This is a genomic window from Deltaproteobacteria bacterium, from assembly GCA_019310525.1.
GTDB lineage: Bacteria > Desulfobacterota > DSM-4660 > Desulfatiglandales > HGW-15 > JAFDEE01.
This window is the reverse complement of sequence record JAFDEE010000020.1, coordinates 22,638-40,076: the sequence shown is the minus strand read 5'-3', so window position 1 is coordinate 40,076 and position 17,439 is coordinate 22,638. Positions and strand designations below refer to the sequence as shown.

The 17,439-nt window shown below is 56.5% G+C and carries 12 protein-coding genes; 6 read left to right on the top strand and 6 right to left on the bottom strand.

Annotated features, from left to right (window positions below):
* The first annotated feature begins 453 nt into the window (after positions 1-453).
* Positions 454-1,431, top strand: coding sequence for a sulfite exporter TauE/SafE family protein (locus tag JRF57_05560; GenBank protein ID MBW2303163.1), 978 nt, complete (start codon positions 454-456; stop codon positions 1,429-1,431).
* Between the two features lie 58 nt (positions 1,432-1,489).
* Positions 1,490-2,011 carry a response regulator gene (locus JRF57_05555; protein MBW2303162.1) on the top strand — a complete coding sequence of 174 codons (522 nt, stop codon included), beginning with the start codon at positions 1,490-1,492 and terminating at the stop codon, positions 2,009-2,011.
* A gap of 59 nt (positions 2,012-2,070) precedes the next feature.
* Here the strand turns inward: JRF57_05555 and JRF57_05550 are convergent, their stop codons facing one another.
* The 3 genes from JRF57_05550 to JRF57_05540 all read right to left on the bottom strand — a co-directional run bounded on the left by JRF57_05550 (position 2,071) and on the right by JRF57_05540 (position 5,277).
* Entirely contained in the window at positions 2,071-3,555 is a 1,485-nt protein-coding gene (locus JRF57_05550; GenBank protein MBW2303161.1) for a sodium:proton antiporter, read from the bottom strand.
* A gap of 353 nt (positions 3,556-3,908) precedes the next feature.
* Positions 3,909-4,487 carry an isoprenylcysteine carboxylmethyltransferase family protein gene (locus JRF57_05545; GenBank protein ID MBW2303160.1) on the bottom strand — a complete coding sequence of 193 codons (579 nt, stop codon included), beginning with the start codon at positions 4,485-4,487 and terminating at the stop codon, positions 3,909-3,911.
* Between the two features lie 223 nt (positions 4,488-4,710).
* Positions 4,711-5,277 carry a HAMP domain-containing histidine kinase gene (locus JRF57_05540; protein MBW2303159.1) on the bottom strand — a complete coding sequence of 189 codons (567 nt, stop codon included), beginning with the start codon at positions 5,275-5,277 and terminating at the stop codon, positions 4,711-4,713.
* A 445-nt stretch (positions 5,278-5,722) separates the two neighbouring features.
* Between JRF57_05540 and JRF57_05535 the strand changes: the two genes are divergently transcribed.
* Positions 5,723-8,401, top strand: coding sequence for a hypothetical protein (locus JRF57_05535; protein ID MBW2303158.1), 2,679 nt, complete (start codon positions 5,723-5,725; stop codon positions 8,399-8,401).
* 93 nt (positions 8,402-8,494) lie between these two features.
* Here the strand turns inward: JRF57_05535 and JRF57_05530 are convergent, their stop codons facing one another.
* The 3 genes from JRF57_05530 to JRF57_05520 are packed head-to-tail and all read right to left on the bottom strand — an operon-like array spanning position 8,495 to position 10,409.
* A complete protein-coding gene (locus tag JRF57_05530) occupies positions 8,495-8,941 on the bottom strand; it encodes a hypothetical protein (protein MBW2303157.1) in 447 nt (148 codons plus the stop codon).
* Positions 8,942-8,970: 29 nt separating this feature from the next.
* Complete coding sequence (gene cobU / locus JRF57_05525) at positions 8,971-9,522, bottom strand: bifunctional adenosylcobinamide kinase/adenosylcobinamide-phosphate guanylyltransferase (GenBank protein MBW2303156.1); 552 nt, start codon at positions 9,520-9,522, stop codon at positions 8,971-8,973.
* A gap of 41 nt (positions 9,523-9,563) precedes the next feature.
* Positions 9,564-10,409 (bottom strand): MBL fold metallo-hydrolase, encoded by an 846-nt coding sequence (locus tag JRF57_05520; GenBank protein ID MBW2303155.1) that lies wholly within the window; start codon positions 10,407-10,409, stop codon positions 9,564-9,566.
* A 454-nt stretch (positions 10,410-10,863) separates the two neighbouring features.
* On the opposite strand from JRF57_05520, the gene asnB reads away from it, so the two are divergent.
* The 3 genes from asnB (at position 10,864) to JRF57_05505 (ending at position 17,314) form a co-directional block, all read left to right on the top strand.
* The gene (gene asnB, locus JRF57_05515; protein ID MBW2303154.1) at positions 10,864-12,780 is read left to right on the top strand and encodes an asparagine synthase (glutamine-hydrolyzing); all 1,917 of its coding nucleotides are present in this window, start codon (positions 10,864-10,866) and stop codon (positions 12,778-12,780) included.
* 101 nt (positions 12,781-12,881) lie between these two features.
* Positions 12,882-14,057: an aminopeptidase gene (locus tag JRF57_05510; protein ID MBW2303153.1), complete on the top strand. Its 1,176-nt coding sequence runs from the start codon at positions 12,882-12,884 to the stop codon at positions 14,055-14,057.
* Positions 14,057-17,314: a hypothetical protein gene (locus JRF57_05505; protein MBW2303152.1), complete on the top strand. Its 3,258-nt coding sequence runs from the start codon at positions 14,057-14,059 to the stop codon at positions 17,312-17,314. The genes JRF57_05510 and JRF57_05505 overlap by 1 nt, the downstream gene beginning before the upstream one ends.
* Positions 17,315-17,439: the final 125 nt, after the last annotated feature.

Genomic DNA, 17,439 nt, shown 5'->3' with positions numbered 1-17,439 from the left:
TGGCGGAAGGAATCGAACCCGTGTCCATTCTCTGTCTGGGGAAAACATGGAGAAAGGGATTTCTCCGGGAAGGTGCTGGAAGGAAGTTGTTTGTGTCGATTTGCAATGTTCAGGCAACAAGTTACGACGATTTTTGCATGTGAGGGGCTTTTGCGAACAACACGCATAATTTGGGTTAACAGGAAAGGCCGCATTAACAAGGTGTCCTTTCCTGTTTGTCCGGAATACAGAAACGAATCAATTTCTCTCGTTCTCTCAGCCCCACCCTTTTTCCCTGCGCCAGGGCGGGGTAGGATTATTGATTGATGAAAAGGCAAGCCGTTTTCTTAGAACATGGGTCAGGGAATCCCGGAGTGTCGGTCTTCCTGTCTCGATTTCAGATATGCAATCCCGACTTCTGTAACACTTATATTCCCGGAGAGACCCTGCTCCGGGAAGAGGAGTAATTCATCCATGGACTGGCTTTATACCCACTTCGCCGTATCCGGGGTGAGTACTTGGGTGGTTCTGCCCCCGGCCGTGGCCTTTGTCGTATCCTTTTTCACCTCCATGGGGGGTGTCTCAGGGGCCTTTCTTCTCCTGCCATTCCAGATCAGTTTCCTCCATTTCACTTCTCCTTCAGTCAGTGCCACCAATTTCGTATTCAATATCGTGGCCATCCCGAGCGGGGTATACCGTTACATCAAGGAAGGTCGCATGGCCTGGCCCCTTACATGGGTGATCATCCTGGGAACGCTGCCGGGGGTCTTTCTGGGATACTATCTCAGGGTCCGGTACCTCCCTGATCCAGGGGCCTTCAAGTTTTTCATGGGCTGTGTCCTGCTTTACATAGGCATACGCCTTCTCTATGAAATGACACCCCGTTCCCAGCAAGGCAAGGAGGGCATGAAAGCCCTGGATGACAAATTCAACCTGCACGTATCCCGGCTGAAGGCGAAGGGGCGTGCCCGCGTCTCAGCTGGACTACCCAGGGAGGCCGCAATTCGAACCCTTTCCACCTCCCTTACCCTTGTGGAGTACGAGTTCTGGGGACAGCGGTTCAGTTTCCATACGGCAGGCATGTTCCTGCTGGCTTTGGTCGTGGGCATCATCGGGGGCACTTATGGGATAGGAGGAGGAGCGATCATCGCCCCCTTCTGCGTGGCGGTTTTCAATCTACCCGTCTACACTGTAGCAGGCGCGGCCCTCATGGGTACCTTTCTAACATCCATAGCAGGGGTCTCATTTTACAGCCTGATCCCCCTTTCCCCCCATCTCTCCACCCGGCCCGACTGGGCCCTGGGCCTCCTTTTCGGGGCAGGTGGATTCGCGGGGATGTATTGCGGGGCACGCCTTCAAAAATTTATTCCCCAAAAACTCATCAAGGCAATGCTGGGGCTCCTTATCACCATTCTCGCCCTGAGATATATCCTCCAATTCTTCATCCAGTGAACCCCTAAAAACGCGATAAGCGCTCGAACTTCCGGGTGACCGCGGCACGGATCTCGGCATGTCTGTGGTGTGGGGGACCGTCCAGGATCACAAGGGCTGCATTCGTTTCTTGAGCCATCCCGGCGAAGGGGCCCGCTTCGAGATTTACTTTCCCGCCACTCGCGAGAAGACCGATGTCCCTGCCCGCCGTGCGGTCCTCGACGATTATCGCGGGAAGGGGGAATCGATCCTGGTGGTCGACGATGTAGCCGACCAGCGCGAATTGGCCCAGGCAATGCTTGAGAGGTTGAACTACCGAGTCAAGGCGGTGGCAAGCGGTGAAGAGGCCTTAGAGTATCTTGCAAACCACAGGGTCGACCTTGTAGTGCTGGACATGATCATGGATCCCGGCATGGATGGGCTTGAAACCTTCCGGCGGATCATTTCCAGCCACCCAGGGCAAAAGGCGGTGATCACCAGCGGATTTTCCGAGACCGACCGGGTGAGGAAAGCCCAGATGCTGGGTGCAGGCCCTTACATCAAAAAGCCTTTCACCTTGGAAAAACTCGCCATGACCATCCGAAAGACCTTAGACCAGTAACTCCGGCTTTTGCTGAACCGCTCCTTCTTTTCTTGAAGATGACCCGAAGGGGCGATCCGTCACCAGTCGTAAATGATTTCCCAGTGATCCCCAAAGGAAGGATCCACCTGACTGTAGCGATAGATCATGGTCTTTCCCGTCCCCGGACCGTCCCCACTCCCTTCCTTCCAGTAACGCAGGGAAATGGCAGGGATCTGTGAGGGGATCGTTCCGGAACTGGGTGTGTCTTCCGGGCCCTCGATCCAGCTCTCCTTTTCCTCGATCACCTTCCAGACCGTACCGTATTTCTTGCTCCTCACGCGCTCCCCCACCCGGGGAAGCCCCATCTTCTCCCGGAGCTCCTTGAACCGGTAGGAAGACCTCTCTCCCCGGTCGAGGACCCTCTCTCCCAGCACCATGATTCCGATTGCTCCTATCGGAGCGGTAAGGAGGATGGAGAGCACGGCCACGGCCAGGATCACCTCTCCCGCGGCCACCCCCGCTGCGAGGGGGACGGCGCCGATTGCCGCCTGTACAGTCGCCTTGGGAATATATGCTACGACACAGAACAACTTTTCCTTGATGCTCAGGGGAGTGCCGGCAAGAGAGATCCAGGTCCCCACGCTCCGAAACATAAGCCCCACGAAAATGACCAGGATGCCCGCCAGGCCCGCCTTCCAGGCCACGTGGATGTTCACCTGGGCCCCTACCAGGACGAAGAGTAGCAACTCAGCGAACATCCAGAGTTTTTTAAGCTTCTGGGAGATGATGTGGGCGATGGGTTCGGATTTTTCAAGGATCACGAAACCTATAGCCATGACCCCCAAAAGACTGGCTATCGGGACCCACCTCTCTACGGCACTCTCTATCCACGTAAGGAGGATGGCGACTCCCATGACCACAATGGTCCGCTTGGGAGGCCGCCAGTCGTACTTCCTGAAAAGGTAGTAAAGGAGATAACCGGGCACCAGGCCCACAAGGATCCCGAGCACGATGCTTACTGGAATCTCTGCAAGCTTTGCCCAGACATTTACCTCCCCTCCTCCGTACATGCCCATGAACACTGTAAAGAGCACAATCACGAAAACATCGTCCACAGAAGAGGCTCCAAGGATGAGGGTGGGAATGCCTTTTTTGGCACCACGCCCCCGATCCATGAAGTCGATCATGAGGGGTACGACCACGGCGGGAGAGACGGCCCCGAGGATCGATCCCAGGATCGCCGCCTCCAGGAGGCTGATGTGAAGCAAGGGTGGGGCTACCAGGATGACCCCCGCGATCTCAAACAGGGCAGGAACCGCGCTCATGGTGAGTGCGGCCCGGCCTACCCGATTCAGGGTGTCGCGGTGAAGTTCGAACCCGGCCCTGAGGAGGATAACGATGAGGGCGATTTTCCGGAAGTCCCCGGAAACCTTCATCATCTCGGGGGCCAAAAGGTTCAGGACATAGGGCCCTGCCAGGATACCCGCAATCAGCATCCCAACGAGGCCGGGGAGCTTCATTCGCCTGAACAGATAATCCGCGCCCAAACCAAAAAGAATAATGATCGAAATGCTTACGGCCATTGATTGTCTCCAAAAAAAACGCCCTGCCAGGGGATGATCCTTGCAGGGCCTAAAATGAAAAACCCACCTGACTCGATCAGGTGGGGCAGGTACCCAGGGGGACCCCTACCCCTGAAAGTAGGCCCTTGAAAACGCGCAACGGGCATTTTGCAAAGGCTTTAAAGACCGAGGTAGAAGTCATCAGCCTTCCAGGGAGGAGGGCGGTTAACGGCAGACTTCATTGCCGGGGTGTCTTATTAACCGGAGAACCCTGGAAAAGTCAAGGTGATTTTAACTGAAAGGGGGGATGGCTGTCCACAGTTGAGCGAAAAGGTTAGGCCTCCGGAGGCTATTCCAAATTCAAAAGAACCATCTTATCTTTGCGCGGCAAGGTAGAGGACGAAAAAACAGGTCAGCATGGCCGACAAATTATGGAGTCCGTGATTTACCATTAGCAGGTCCCATTTGAAATGGAACAGGGAATCCTTTTCGAAGCCCTTCAGGCCCGGGAGAAAGCGGTTCACCTTCCTGCAATAACGCAGGTAGGTCTCACCGTGAAGGGCCAGTAACCGCGTCTCTTCACGTTTCGTGCGATTCACGGCATAGAAGTAATAAAGCGGGATAAGTATGGGTACCCCCCGGACGTGGCCGGTTAAGAGAAGACATCCCAAGACCAGGAAGAACCTACCGATATACATGGGATTCCTTACGAACATGTAAGGCCCTTTCGTGGTGAGCCTGGTATTTTTTTCCAGGACGGCGAAGCACCAGATCTGGATCAGTTCACCGCAAAAGGCGACGAGGAAACCCGGGAGGAACCAGGAACTCCGAACTTGTGAGACGAGGAAAAGAAAGGCACAAAAGACAAGGCCATAGCGAAATTTAAAAAAGGCGTCCCTTATGGATACATCATTAAAGATCTGATGGATCGAATGGATCGTTCTTGTCGTCATCTCTCCCTCCATCCTGTATTTCAATCCGGCTGCGGCGATCGCTCCTTCTCCTTCCACACTTCAGGGCGGGATTTCTGATTCACCCGGATGAAACACCTATTGAAGGCACCCGGCGAAATCCTCCAGGCGTTAATGGGGGCTCCTTACTCAATAGCCCGGGAACCTTACGGCTGGATGACGGCAAAATGATCGTTTGATAATGTTCGGAAAAGGAAGGTATGGGTTATTGGGAACAATTGGATCGAGGAAGAAAAACGGAAAAGGTGCTGCCCCTTCCAGGGGTGCTTTGAACCCGGATATTCCCGCCGTGGGCCCGGGCCACGGCGAGGGCGAAACTGAGACCCAGGCCCACTCCTCCCTGAGAACGGCTCTCATCGCAGCGGTAAAACCGATCAAAAATCCTGGGAAGGTCTTCCGGGGTGATGCCTATACCGGTATCTTGAACGGATAGGACTATCCGCCCTGCGCCATCTTCCAGGGAGATCCTGACGGTTCCACCGCCAGGGGTGTATTTCAGGGCATTATCCAACAGATTGGCCACCATCCGCTGAAGCTTCCGGATATCACCCTGGAAGGCACATTCCTTGGGGACCTCCAGCACGATCCCGACGCCCTTCTCTTCGGCGATGGGGTCGAAAAGGGCGCATGCATCCCTGAGTAGCCCTGCAAGATCCAGCCCCTCACACTCTAACCCCCCTGCCCCGGCCTCCTTCAATCCCTTCAAAACAAAGGAGGCGATCTTCTCATCGTCTTCGACCAGGAGCAAACGCATGACCAGTAACAGGATCATCCTTTCCCCGGCGCCAGGAATCCCCAGAGAAAGGTGCCCCTGGACATGGTAACGGTCCGCGGGGGCCTAAAGGATCCCATGGCTTAGTGCCAAGGTACCTCAACCCGCCTAAACGGTCAATCCATGGAACGGTCCCATCTCAAGTTTTCAGGGTGCCTGGTCGATTATAGAAGTGCAGGTTCCATATTCATTTTTTCCGGGAAATCTTCCGAAAGGGGTCCGGAGGTTTCCCTCTTCCTCTTTGTAAGGGAGGGGGAAAAACCAAGCAACGACTATCAGATATTGCCGGTTGCTTTCAGGGTTCAGGGTATCAAGAGGGGTAGTGATGGGATCCATTCATACATGCACCCTGGAACCTTTGCCCCCGGCCCTTGAAAACAATCCTGAAGGTAAGGATTTCCCTCCCATTCCCTGAGTGGGACAAAGACCAAGATTATTCGAGACAATGTCACCCAAAAATCCAACAAAAAACACCCGCTTCAATCCCCCGAGACCCGTGGGGGGATATCCCCGGGAGTCCATCAAGAAGATGGCGGTCCTCTTTACGGACATCGTGGGATCTTCCAATTTTTTCCGCTCCCACGGGGATATTGCGGGCAGGAAGATGTTGAAAAAACATCAGGATCTCGCCTCGCCCCCTATCATCGAACACGGCGGGATCGTCGTCAAGATGCTCGGCGACGCCGTGATGGCCTACTTCCTAAACGCGGCGGAGGCCCTCAAGGCGGCTATCAAGATACAGGAGAGGTTCCGGAATCATAACCGGGGCAAGGCCCCGGGCGACCAGATTCACATCCGGCTCGGCGTCCACTTCGGCGAGGGCATCGTGGAGGAAAGGGACATCTTCGGCGACGTAGTCAACATGGCCGCCAAATTCCTTCCCCTGGTCAAGGGGGACCAGATCGTCATTTCCCTGCAGGTCTGGGACCAGGTCCGGGCGTTGCCATCGGTCCGGCTGGAGCCTTTCCCGATCCCGGCGGATACGGCCCTCCCGGAAGGATTCACCCTTTTCAAGGTGCTTTGGGATGAAGGGGTCGACTTTGATCCCCTGATCAAGACGCTGGTCTATCTTCGCCCCCTTTTCAATCTTGGAAAGGAAAATTTCTTGAAAACCTGGTCCGGATTCCTGAGCGGGAAAAATCATCTCTGGGGAGACCAGGTGGAAACGGAATTGACCCTCCCGGACAAATCCGTGGCCCTCATTGTCCGCAAGGCGGCCTTTTCCCTCACACTGGCCAAGAGGGTCTTTGAATTTCTCAAGATCAACCTGGGTCGCGATGCGGCCCCATTCGTGCCGATCCAGATCCTGATCGACGCGGGGTCCTACCTCCGGGGTGGAAACCTGGTCCTGGATGATCTTGCAGTAAACTGGAAAGAGTTTGAACCGGGGGAAGTCTATATCAGCGGCAGGGCCCACGCCCACATCAAGCATACCGCCAACATCTCCATCCGCCCGGCGCCGGATCCCAATCAGCCCCGATCCTTTGTAAAGATCTCTGTTGGAGACGCGGGGGATGGGGACCCCCCCCTCTTCCGTTACCAGGGAGCCCTGATCCAGGGAGAATATTCTCCTTGCTACTACTGCGGAGACAGGAGGCACCAAACCACCCACTGCCCGTCCAAAGGATTGACAGAGATCACCCAGGCCCTGAGCCGCCTGGGATATCGGCCCGTAGAGGAAATCAACCGTCTTTTTTTCAATCTGCTGAATGGGAAACTCCCTGATCCAGCCCAATTGTCAAAACTTTCCACCGAGGCGACAGATCCGACCCTCCTGGCATTTCAAGGGTTTTACGAACTCAAGCTCGTGTACCAGTTGCGGTTTTTCCTGGCCCTTTGGGGAACCTCGGAAGAAAACTGGAACAGGATCAAGGAACGACCCTTTGCCCGGGATGAACAGGACCGGAGCGGACTCCTCTGGATCGGGCAGGATTGTATCCGGGTCTCCAACCTTGAACAGGCCCAATCCATCCTCCTGGACTGCCTGAACCGGGACGCCCAGGATTATAGGGTATACGGAGCACTTGCCTTTCTCTACATCGAGAAGGGCGACTATCCCCAGGCAAAGTACTATCTCAAAAAGGCCCTTCAGCGAACCCGAACCACACCGCAGCGGATCTTCATTCACTTCCTCCTCTCCCGCCTCTATGATCTCAGCGAAGACCAGGCCAGGGCCGAAGAAATGGTCCGGAAAATCCTTTATCTCAATCCCTATTGTTACGAGGCCATCTACCAGGACATTATTTTCCGGTTCAGAAAGGGGAAAGAGGCCGTTGCCCTTCATCAACTGGTGAAGCTGATTCGCAGAAACCGGGAGTTTTATCTATACGCCCTCATTGATCCGGAACTCGCCGCTCACAGCGACGCCATTCAGCCCAGGCTCAAGGAACTCCTGGAAGAAGCCAAGAGCAAGGCGGAAAGTGCACGGGAAACCGGAAAGGAGGCCCTTGACCGAATTGTCCAATGGCTGGATGAAGAAGACAAGGAGGTGGTGGAGGCCCGTTCCCGCTGGCAAAAGATCGAGGAGCTTTCCCGTGTGAACAGCTATTTCGGGCACCTGGATATCATCCACTACGCTGAATCAATCGTTACGATGAGCCGGAGGAGTATCGAGAGCCGCAAGAGGCAACTCGCTATGAGCCTGCGGGAGCTGGATGATCGGGCGGAGAAGGCCCTCGCCTGGGCCAACCGCTTCCGGTATGAATTCCTGATAAAGGAGGTCAAACAGGAACTTCTTCGAATCCGTGGTATGATAGACTCTGAGTGGGAAGGGGAAAATCCCAAGGTTGCAGGGAAGTTCAAAGAGTCTCTAAATAAGGTGAAGGCCATTGCGGCACGGTTGGACGAAGTCGAATCACGCCTGGAAAGGCTGGGAACGATTCACACCCTACTCTTTTTCATCGCGGCGTTCTTTAAAAAAAGCCTGGTGTTTCAGTCCGCCAACCTGGCCCTGGCCCTGATCCTCTTCCCCATTCTCGCCTACTACCTGAATTTCATGATCCCGGTCTTTCAGATCACCTCCCACAATATCTGGTCCTACCAAAAAGCCGTGCTGGCCCTGGGAGGTGTATCAGGGCTCCTCCTCGCCGTCATATCGGCGGCAAGGGGGCTTCACAAGACCTGAGCCCCAGCCATGTCCCGGACGCCCCGGCGGTGACGGTCCTCCGGGACCCCTGGGCACCTTGCGTTTCCGCTCAATCCTTAAACTGAGTCACCATTATTCCATCCTGGCGGATTCCTCGTTGTACCGAGCAGAGAAAAGGGAGGCCCTTCCGGCGAAGACATTGCAGGTGGTAAACACGTAATCCGCAACCTCTCTTCGCTTCTCTTCTTTAAGATCATTGAATCTCGCCACGAATGTCTCCTCATCCCTCATTTCCGACAAAAGGGTCCAGATCTCAGCCGCGCTCATGTCCGGACGGAGACCTGCCGCCGTCCCCCGGGACGCTTCTCCAAAAAAAAGCTCCGCCCTTTCGAGGAGGTCGTCGAGTTCCTGCTTCAGGAAGGTGATTTCCCTTGTGAGCTTTCCAACTGAATCTACGGGTGGTGTCAGGGCGCAAAGATTTTCCTGGTCTCCAATGGTCACCCGAATCCCGACCCTGAGGCTCTTTTCCCGGCCCCCAGCCGGCCCCTGGATCTCTACCAGATCGAACAGATTTCCCATTCCCTCTCCTTTCAGGCGGGACCTTCCCATTACGAGGGAGGAGCGCCCCCTTCTTTCAAAACCATTGGGAGACCCGCGACCATAAAAACCACCTTGTCCGCAACGGCCGCGATCTCCTGATTCAGGCGACCGGCCTGGTCGCGAAATCCCCTCCCCAGGGGGGTGTCAGGAACGATCCCCAACCCCACCTCGTTGGAGACCAGGATGATACTTCGATCTCTTTCTTGAAGGGTCTCCAACAGTTCCGCCCGGAATCGGGGAACTTCCTTTTCTCCTTTCTCAACCAGGATATTCCCCAGCCACACGGTGAGGCAATCCACCAGGACCGCATCCACATCTCCACACCCCTTCCTGAGAACCCCGGGGATGTCCAAGGGCTCCTCTATCACTCTCCACCCCGGACCGCGCGCTTCCCGGTGGCGTCTTACCCTTTCGGCCATCTCCTCGTCCAAAATCCGGGCCGTGGCAAGGAATAGATAGGAACGATAATCTTTCTCGACCTGTCTCTGGGCCCAGGCGCTCTTTCCGCTCCTGGCCCCTCCCAGGACAAGCACAAGCTCTTTTTGGGAATGATCAATCATCTCGGCATCCAGGAAAGGTTATTTTTCCGCCGCTACCAGGGCTAAAGGATACATTCATCGTTCTCCCGGGCGGCCTCGACCACAAGGGCGGGATTTCTCTGGGAGGCGAGTTCGCTGCAGATGTCCACAACGGCATCCATCTGCGAGTCGGTCCTCGAGGGATCATGGTGGAATAGGATGAGTTTTCGGGCCCCGGCCCTGCATGCAAGCTCAATGGCGGCCTCGTAGTCCGAATGTCCCCACCCCTTGCGCTCATCGATCTCCCTCGGAGTATACTGGGCATCGTGGATCAGGATGTCTGCGTCCCGGCAAAAGGCGGTGTACTCTTTGGGTATCCCTCCTGACCGGCGGCCTTTTCGGAGTTCGTTGTCCGTCAGGAAGACCAGTGTCTTGTCTCCTTCTTTGAATCGGTATCCGAACCCGCCCTGGGGGTGTTGAAGCGGGATGCCCTCAATCACGGTGTCTTCTATCGTGAGCGGTCCTCTTTGTACCTGTTCCAGGTATTGAAGCCGGGCGGTGAGATCATCAAAACGGATGGGGAAAAAACCGTCTCCCATCTTGTTGTCAAAGGTGTAACGGAGGCCCTTCATGCAGCTCGGGTATCCGTCGATGATAATTCTGGCCGTGGAACTGTATATAGGGGCGAAAAAGGGAAACCCAAGAACGTGATCCCAGTGGATGTGGGTAATCAGGAGATAGATGGAGACCCTCTCCTCCTCGGCCACAAGTTTTTCACCCAGTGCCCGAATCCCGGTTCCCGCGTCGATCACGACCTTTGTCCCGCTCTCGAGGGTGATTTCCAGGCAGGTCGTGTTTCCTCCGTATTTTGTTGTATCCTTTCCGGGTACGGCAATGGATCCCCTGGTGCCCCAAAAAGTAATCCGCATAACCCTCCGTCGCCATCAGTGGTGAAACCTCCTGATTTGAAACACCGCCCTTGCCAAGAAACGAAGGCAATGTACGCCATCCCGACTTGCCTGTCAATCCAAAAAAACCAATGATACGAATATGATAAGCTCTCCGGCCTCGATTTTTCACCTGGAGCGCCCATCCACAAACCATCCAGATCTCCCCGGCCTCCGGGGACGTAGTCAAAAACCACCTCAAGGCCCCACCTTGATTTGATCCCTCCCGGGGCCGCTCCGGCCCCGCAAGGCTTGAGCCGGGCCGGACACCTTGACAGGAAAGGGTGGGAGTAATACACAGTGATCTCGGACGAAAGTTCGCCTGTTTTCTCTCAAGTCCCTCGGCCTCCCCCTTTTTCGGCCCGAGATTCAGGGGCAATGGCAGGTCCACCGGACGGGGGCGTTTTCAAGTACCCGGGCCTACAGGTTAAGGAACATGTGCGGAATCTGCGGCAAGATGGATTTCCGGGGCAGGGAAATCGACACGGACCTGGTCCATGCGATGTGCCGGTCCTTTCCCTACCGCGGCCCTGACGACGAAGGCACCCTTTTGCGCCCCGGCATCGGGCTCGGGCACCGGCGGTTGAGCATCATCGACCTTTCGGCCTCGGGCCGCCAACCCATGGCCAACGAAGACGCCAGCCTCTGGCTCGTCTTTAACGGGGAAATCTACAATTTTCCAGAGCTCCGGGAAGAACTCCGATCCAAAGGGCATGTCTTCAGGAGCAGGACGGATTGCGAGACCGTTCTCCACCTTTACGAAGAGGAAGGCACCGCCCTCTTCAGTCGACTCGACGGAATGTTCGCGTTCGCCCTTTGGGACGGGGAGAAAAAAAGGCTTCTCCTGGGCCGGGATCGCTTAGGGATCAAGCCCCTATACTACTTTGCCGACAATGAAAAACTGCTCTTCGCCTCCGAACCCAAGGCGATCCTGCAGGATCCTTCCATCCCCAGGGAGATCGATCCCGAGGCCCTGGATCTTTACCTGACCCTGAATCATATCCCGGAGCCCTGGAGCATCTTCAAGGGCATGAAAAAACTCCTTCCCGGGACCTTTCTCCTGGCCGAGGAAGGCGGAATCCGGATCGAGACCTACTGGGATCTTCCCGAGGCGGCGGGTCCAGGGGAATCGCCCGCAGGAAAAGGAAGACCCTCTTTTGAAGAAGGGAAGGCCCGGCTAAGGAAACTCCTTGAGAGGGCCGTCAAGAAACGCCTCATCGCCGATGTCCCCTTGGGGGCCTTCCTGAGCGGGGGGATCGACTCAAGCATAATCGTGGGACTCATGTCCAGGCTTTCCTCCCGCCCTGTGAAGACCTTCTCCATCGGGTTCAAGGACCTCCCCGCCTTCGACGAAACGGCCTATGCCCGGGAGGTGGCCGAATTCAACGGAACGGAACACCACGAATTTTCCCTTGGGTACCGGGACATGCTGGAGGTCCTTCCCGCGGTCCTGGACGACCTGGATGAACCCTTCGCCGACTCCTCCACCATTCCGACCTATATCGTATCCCGCGAAACCAGAAAGCATGTCACCGTGGCCCTCTCGGGCGACGGGGGAGATGAGGTCTTCGCTGGCTACAGGATGTACCTCGGGGAGACCTGGGCAAGGTATTTCGCCGGAATCCCCCGTTTCATCCGAAGCGGCATCCTGACCCCGCTCGTCATGGCCCTCCCGGATGCCCGGGATAGATCGGGACTCGAAAAGATCAGGAGGATAAAGAAGTTCCTCAGGGGCCTCAGCCCATCCTTCACCGAACGATTCTGCGCATGGCGCCAGGTCTTCTCCTTTCCAGAGCGCAGGGCCCTGCTGAGGGATCCCCCTGAGGGCGACATCTACCTGAAACGGATACGCGGCCAGGTCCAGCGCCATGCCGGGCGCTTTCCCGGGGACACCGTGAACCTCATGCTCTACCTGGATCTCAAGGGGCTTTTGCCCGGAGACATGCTGGCCAAGGTGGACCGGATGAGCATGGCCAATTCCCTTGAAGTCCGGGTACCTTTCCTTGACCACAGATTGGTGGAATTCATGTTTACGCTTCCGGGAAACACCAAACTCAGGGGGAGGAGAAGGAAACACATCCTCCTTGAGACCTTCAGGGATCTCCTCCCCCCTTCGCTCCTCGAACGGCCGAAGGCGGGATTTGAGGTGCCCATCGCGGCCTGGCTCAGAAAAGAGCTCCGTTTTCTCCTGGAAGAGCATCTCTCCAAAAAAGCCCTGGCGGCACACGACCTTTTCCGCTACTCCGTGGTCAAGGACCTTATTTCGGACCACCTGAAAGGCCGCAGGGATACCTCGTGGCAGTTGTGGAACCTGATCGTCTTCCAGCACTGGTTCAAAACCTACATGGCGTGACCTTCCCGGGTTGGGCGATTTCTTTTCCCCGTACCCGCCGGCGGGGGTGAAAAACAGTGTAGTGGGACCTTTTTCAACGCCTCCATAGGTTCGAATGATCCATGAAACAGCATTATTCCCTCAAAAAGGCCGCCTTTCGAATCCCCCTGATCCTGGCCCTCCTCCTCGTCGCTTCAGGGTGCCGCATCAGCCACATCTTTCACGCCGCAGCGGGCCAGGCCAGGCTCCTTGCGGGAGCAGTGCCCGTTGAAGAGGGCCTTCACGATGGGCGCCTGAGCCGGGAGGAAAAGGAACGCCTCCGGCTCGTATCACAAATCAAGGCATTCGGGGAAGAAGCATTGGGGTTGAAGAAGACCCGGAATTTTGAAACCGTTTACTTGAAATCTCCAGGCCCTCCCCTTTACGTGGTTTCGGCCTGCCCCAAAGACCGTCTCCAGCCTGTTACCTGGTGGTTTCCCATCGTCGGGGAAATGCCTTACCTGGGGTTTTTCAACCTCCGGGGGGCCCACAACGAGGCCCGCAACCTGACCGAAAAAGGCCTGGACGTCTGTATCGGTACGGCCGAGGCCTACAGCACCCTTGGATGGTTCAGGGATCCCATCACCCTCAACCTGCTCAAGGGCTCGACCCTGGATCTCGTTGAGACCGTCCTCCATGAAATGGCCCACTCGACCCTGTACATAAAAGGACAAGGGGCCTTCAACGAGGGTCTGGCGGTCCTGGTGGGCAAGGTGGGGGCCCTCTCTTTCCTCGAGGCATATTACGGAAAAGAGCACCACCTCGTCCTGGAGGCCCGGAACTCCATTCACGACGAACGTCTCTTCTCCACCTTCCTGGACGATCTCCTGGCGAGACTGGAGGATCTTTACCAGAGCCCCTTGTCCCTGGAAGAAAAAATGGAGAGAAGAGGTCATATCTTCAAGAAGGCCCGGGAAGCATTCGAACAACTGAAACCGCGTTTCAAGACCGACCGGTTCGGGGGGTTCGGACGCCTTTCCCTCAACAACGCATCCCTTGTCACCATCGGGCTCTACCACCGATATTTTCCGCTTTTTGAGTGGGCCTTCAAGAAAAACGGCCGCTCCATAAAAAAGATGATAGATTATTTTCGGGCCCTCTCTGCACGTCCGGGAGACTTGATCCAGAATATAATGCTTGAACGCTCCCTTCTCCGCTCTTCCTCTCCTCGGGAAACCCTTGGGCGGGGAGTCGGCCGCCGAAAGAAACCCTGTCCGCCCCCAGGCGAACGGTCTCCTGTGGGAGGGACCCCAGGCTGATGAAAAAGACGACCCGAAACATCCTCCTGGCCCTTGCGTTGGCCCTCCTTCTGGCACTCTCGGGCCTTGCCGGATCTCTCTTGTACCTATACAACCATCCACTCCTCGTGAAATCTTTCCTTGAAAAGGCCCTTTCCAGCACCTCCGGGGCATCTCTCTCCATCGAAGAGCTGTCCTACTCACTGGATCCCGCGAACATCACCCTTCGTGGCATCCACCTGGGGCCGGGAACGAAACTCCGGGGGCTCCAACTGGATGTTTCGCTCCTTTCCACCGGCCTGCATCTCAAGGGACCACTGGGCAGGAGACGCCTCATACTCCGGGACCTCCACATCCAGGACCCGGTCCTCTCCTTCACACGGGAACTTACCCTCCCTTCCAATGCCGCCCCTGAGGCTCCGGCCGAAGGTACTTTCCCGGGGATTTTGAAAACAGCGGTTAACTACCTTCTCTTTTCCGAAATCGAGCTTCAATCGGCTGATCTTTCGAATGGAAAGGTGTCAGGACACATGGAAGACCTGGTGGTCACCTTGTCCGATATCCGTGGAGGTCTCACCCGCCCCGATGGCGTGCAAGTCTCCTTCGCCACCGCCCTTGAGATCCCATCACGCCGAATCCGCTTTTATTCCGAAAATTTGAAGCTTACGGCGGAACGGGTCCTCTCTCTCAAGGATCCCGAGATTCCCTGTAAACTTAGATTTCGCGGGGGCACCATTCAGGCGTCCTCCTTCAAGACCACCGCCCTCCAATGCGATGCCGGGCTGACCTACCTTGCCGGGAAGAAGGTCCTCAAGTTCATCACCTTTGATCTCAAGGGAAAGCTCATTCCGCCAGATGGCACCATCCCCCATCCCGCTTCTCCCCTGGACTTCCAGGTCGGGACCCAGGGGACCCTCAATCTCGAAAATTTTTCCGCGGACCTCTCCCCCCTTTCAGTAGCGTTTCCGGGAATAGTCTCCCTTGAAGGGGACATGCGGACCTCCCCCGGTCCCGGAACGGAACTATGGTTCCGGATCCGGCAGGGGAGGCTTCATCCGGAAAGACTTCTGCGCTTACTGCCGCCGGGGCTCATGGGGAAAGACTCAGCGGTGAACCTCTCCGGAACCGTCACCTTCAAGGGTGAACTTCGAGGTCTGCGGAACGGGGAAACCTGGCAAACGACATACGACCTCGCGATCTTACTTCAAAAAAACCCCTTCTCTTTCCGTTACGGCACCCGGGGCGTAGCAGGTGAGATCACCTCCCGCCTGAGGGCCAAGGGACGATTCCCCGGATTGGAGGCCGGGGGACGGCTTGAAATCCAAGGCGCACGGCTTTCCGGGATGCCCGTCCGGGCCGAAGGAATCTCTTGCGGCTTGTCCTTCTGGTGGGAAACGCCCCGTCTCAGGATCAAGAAACTACATCTTCACTCGCCCCGGGTCTCCATGGAGGTTGCAGGAACCGCTGTCCCTGTATCGGACCTTGTGCTCAATGTTCCCGAGGCCGACCTCAATACCCATAAAATGGAAGTGCGCATTCCCGGTGCCACCCTTCGCTCCTCCCTCTTTCACAACCTCTCCCTGGACTTCACATCCGAAAAAGATCGATTTCATCTGACATTAAAAGGGGAGGAAACAGGTCTGCTGGGGACTCTCCGGGAGCTTGCCCTGCTTCCCGCGGGGTGGAGACTGGAGGCTAAGGACCGTTTGGATCTCTCCCTTGCCCGTGGGGCCGATGGGGAGTGGTCCGCCGGTGCCCGAATCGGGCTCCGGGGATTGGCCGCCGAGAATCCCGATGGCTCCGCCGCCGGGGAAGGGCTTTTAATGGATCTCACCCTCACAGGCAGGATCCGTCCCGATCTTTCCGGTATCCAGTGGGAGACCACGCTGGCCGTAACAGAGGGAGAATGCCTGATCGAACCCTTTTATTTCAATCTAGGCCGAAACCCCTTTGAGGCCCGGTGCCGGGGCGCCTACGAAGTACCCATGGAAAAACTAGACCTCCAGGGTCTCGATCTGGAGTTGAAGGGTCTACTGGGAATAAAGATCACGGGTAAGCTCCGGGGAAGGCCCCCCTCTACCGCGGGACACCTGAACCTCCGGATCTCCAAGACCCCGCTTCAACCTGTCTTCCGTGACCTCGTGGCCGATCCCTTCGGGGCGGCCCATCCCCTGCTCTCTACTCTGAAGGTTTCAGGGGACCTCTCCGGAGATATGGACCTGTCCTTCCGGGAGGGACTGCGGGAAATCAAGGGGCGAATAGGCTGGCACCGGGGAAGTCTCACCCTGAAGGAGAGGGATATCGAAATTTCGGGTCTCGACCTCGACCTTCCCCTCTGGGGCCGGTGGGACTCAGCGGACTCAGGAGAAGAACCCCTTTCCGGGAGGTGCCGGATTCAATCCCTCTCCCTTCCCCTTCTCCCGGAACAACCCCTGGACCTGGCCCTGGCCGCCCACCCCAACCGACTTGCCGTGCAACGCCCCTTTTCCATCGCGGTCCCCGGGGGAGAGGTTGAGATCGGTCCCCTGCTCTGCCGCCGTCTCTTTACCTCGCGGCCTGTTCTGGAAACGAGCCTCACCTTTGAAAACATCGCACTGGATCCGATCCTCTCCAGGATCTGGCCCGAGGAAACAAGGGGATCTGCAAGGGCCCGGCTGGACCCCATACTCCTTTCAGGTGATTCCATCACCACCCGGGGAGAAGTCAGGGCCGATGTCTTCGGCGGCACGGTGCATATCTCGAATCTCGGGGTCTCCGGTATCGGGACCCCGACTCCCCTTTTCCGGGCCGATGCGGAGTGGGACGACCTCCATTTGGGCGATTTGACCCGGGGTACGAGCTTCGGAAAGATCGAGGGGATCCTGAGGGGATCCATCAAGGACCTGGAGATCGCCTTCGGCCAGCCCCAGCGCTTCGAACTGGAGCTCGAAACGATCAAGCGCCCGGGTGTCCCCCAGAAGATCAGCGTGAAGGCGGTTGAAAACATCGCCGAGATCGGTGGAGGAAGGAGTCCCTTCATGGGACTTGCCGGAGTATTTACGAGCTTTTTCAAGGAGTTTCCTTATAAAAAGATCGGGATCAGGGCTTCACTGAAAAACGACGTTTTCAGAGTGAACGGAACCATCAAGGAGAAGGGCCGGGAATACCTGGTAAAAAGAGGTGGCTTTTCAGGGGTAAATGTTGTAAATCAAAATCCCGATAATCGTATCCGTTTCAAGGATATGATGGAAAGAATCAAGAGGATTATGAAATCGAGGAAAGGCCCGGTGATCCGATGAAGCTCCCCGCTGCCAGCAGCGGGGTATGGTGAGCGGAATTGCGACGGAACTCACCTGGCCATTCCTCCCGGTAGCACAAGCTACAGGGTACCCCGGCGAAGGCGAACGAAGATGCTGAAAGCCCC

Coding starts and splice junctions, on each gene's coding strand:
- JRF57_05560 (MBW2303163.1), top strand. CDS start 454: ATGGACTGGCTTTATACCCACTTCGCCGTATCCGGGGTGAGTACTTGG.
- JRF57_05555 (MBW2303162.1), top strand. CDS start 1,490: ATGTCTGTGGTGTGGGGGACCGTCCAGGATCACAAGGGCTGCATTCGT.
- JRF57_05550 (MBW2303161.1), bottom strand. CDS start 3,555: ATGGCCGTAAGCATTTCGATCATTATTCTTTTTGGTTTGGGCGCGGAT.
- JRF57_05545 (MBW2303160.1), bottom strand. CDS start 4,487: ATGACGACAAGAACGATCCATTCGATCCATCAGATCTTTAATGATGTA.
- JRF57_05540 (MBW2303159.1), bottom strand. CDS start 5,277: ATGATCCTGTTACTGGTCATGCGTTTGCTCCTGGTCGAAGACGATGAG.
- JRF57_05535 (MBW2303158.1), top strand. CDS start 5,723: ATGTCACCCAAAAATCCAACAAAAAACACCCGCTTCAATCCCCCGAGA.
- JRF57_05530 (MBW2303157.1), bottom strand. CDS start 8,941: ATGGGAAATCTGTTCGATCTGGTAGAGATCCAGGGGCCGGCTGGGGGC.
- cobU (MBW2303156.1), bottom strand. CDS start 9,522: ATGATTGATCATTCCCAAAAAGAGCTTGTGCTTGTCCTGGGAGGGGCC.
- JRF57_05520 (MBW2303155.1), bottom strand. CDS start 10,409: ATGCGGATTACTTTTTGGGGCACCAGGGGATCCATTGCCGTACCCGGA.
- asnB (MBW2303154.1), top strand. CDS start 10,864: ATGTGCGGAATCTGCGGCAAGATGGATTTCCGGGGCAGGGAAATCGAC.
- JRF57_05510 (MBW2303153.1), top strand. CDS start 12,882: ATGAAACAGCATTATTCCCTCAAAAAGGCCGCCTTTCGAATCCCCCTG.
- JRF57_05505 (MBW2303152.1), top strand. CDS start 14,057: ATGAAAAAGACGACCCGAAACATCCTCCTGGCCCTTGCGTTGGCCCTC.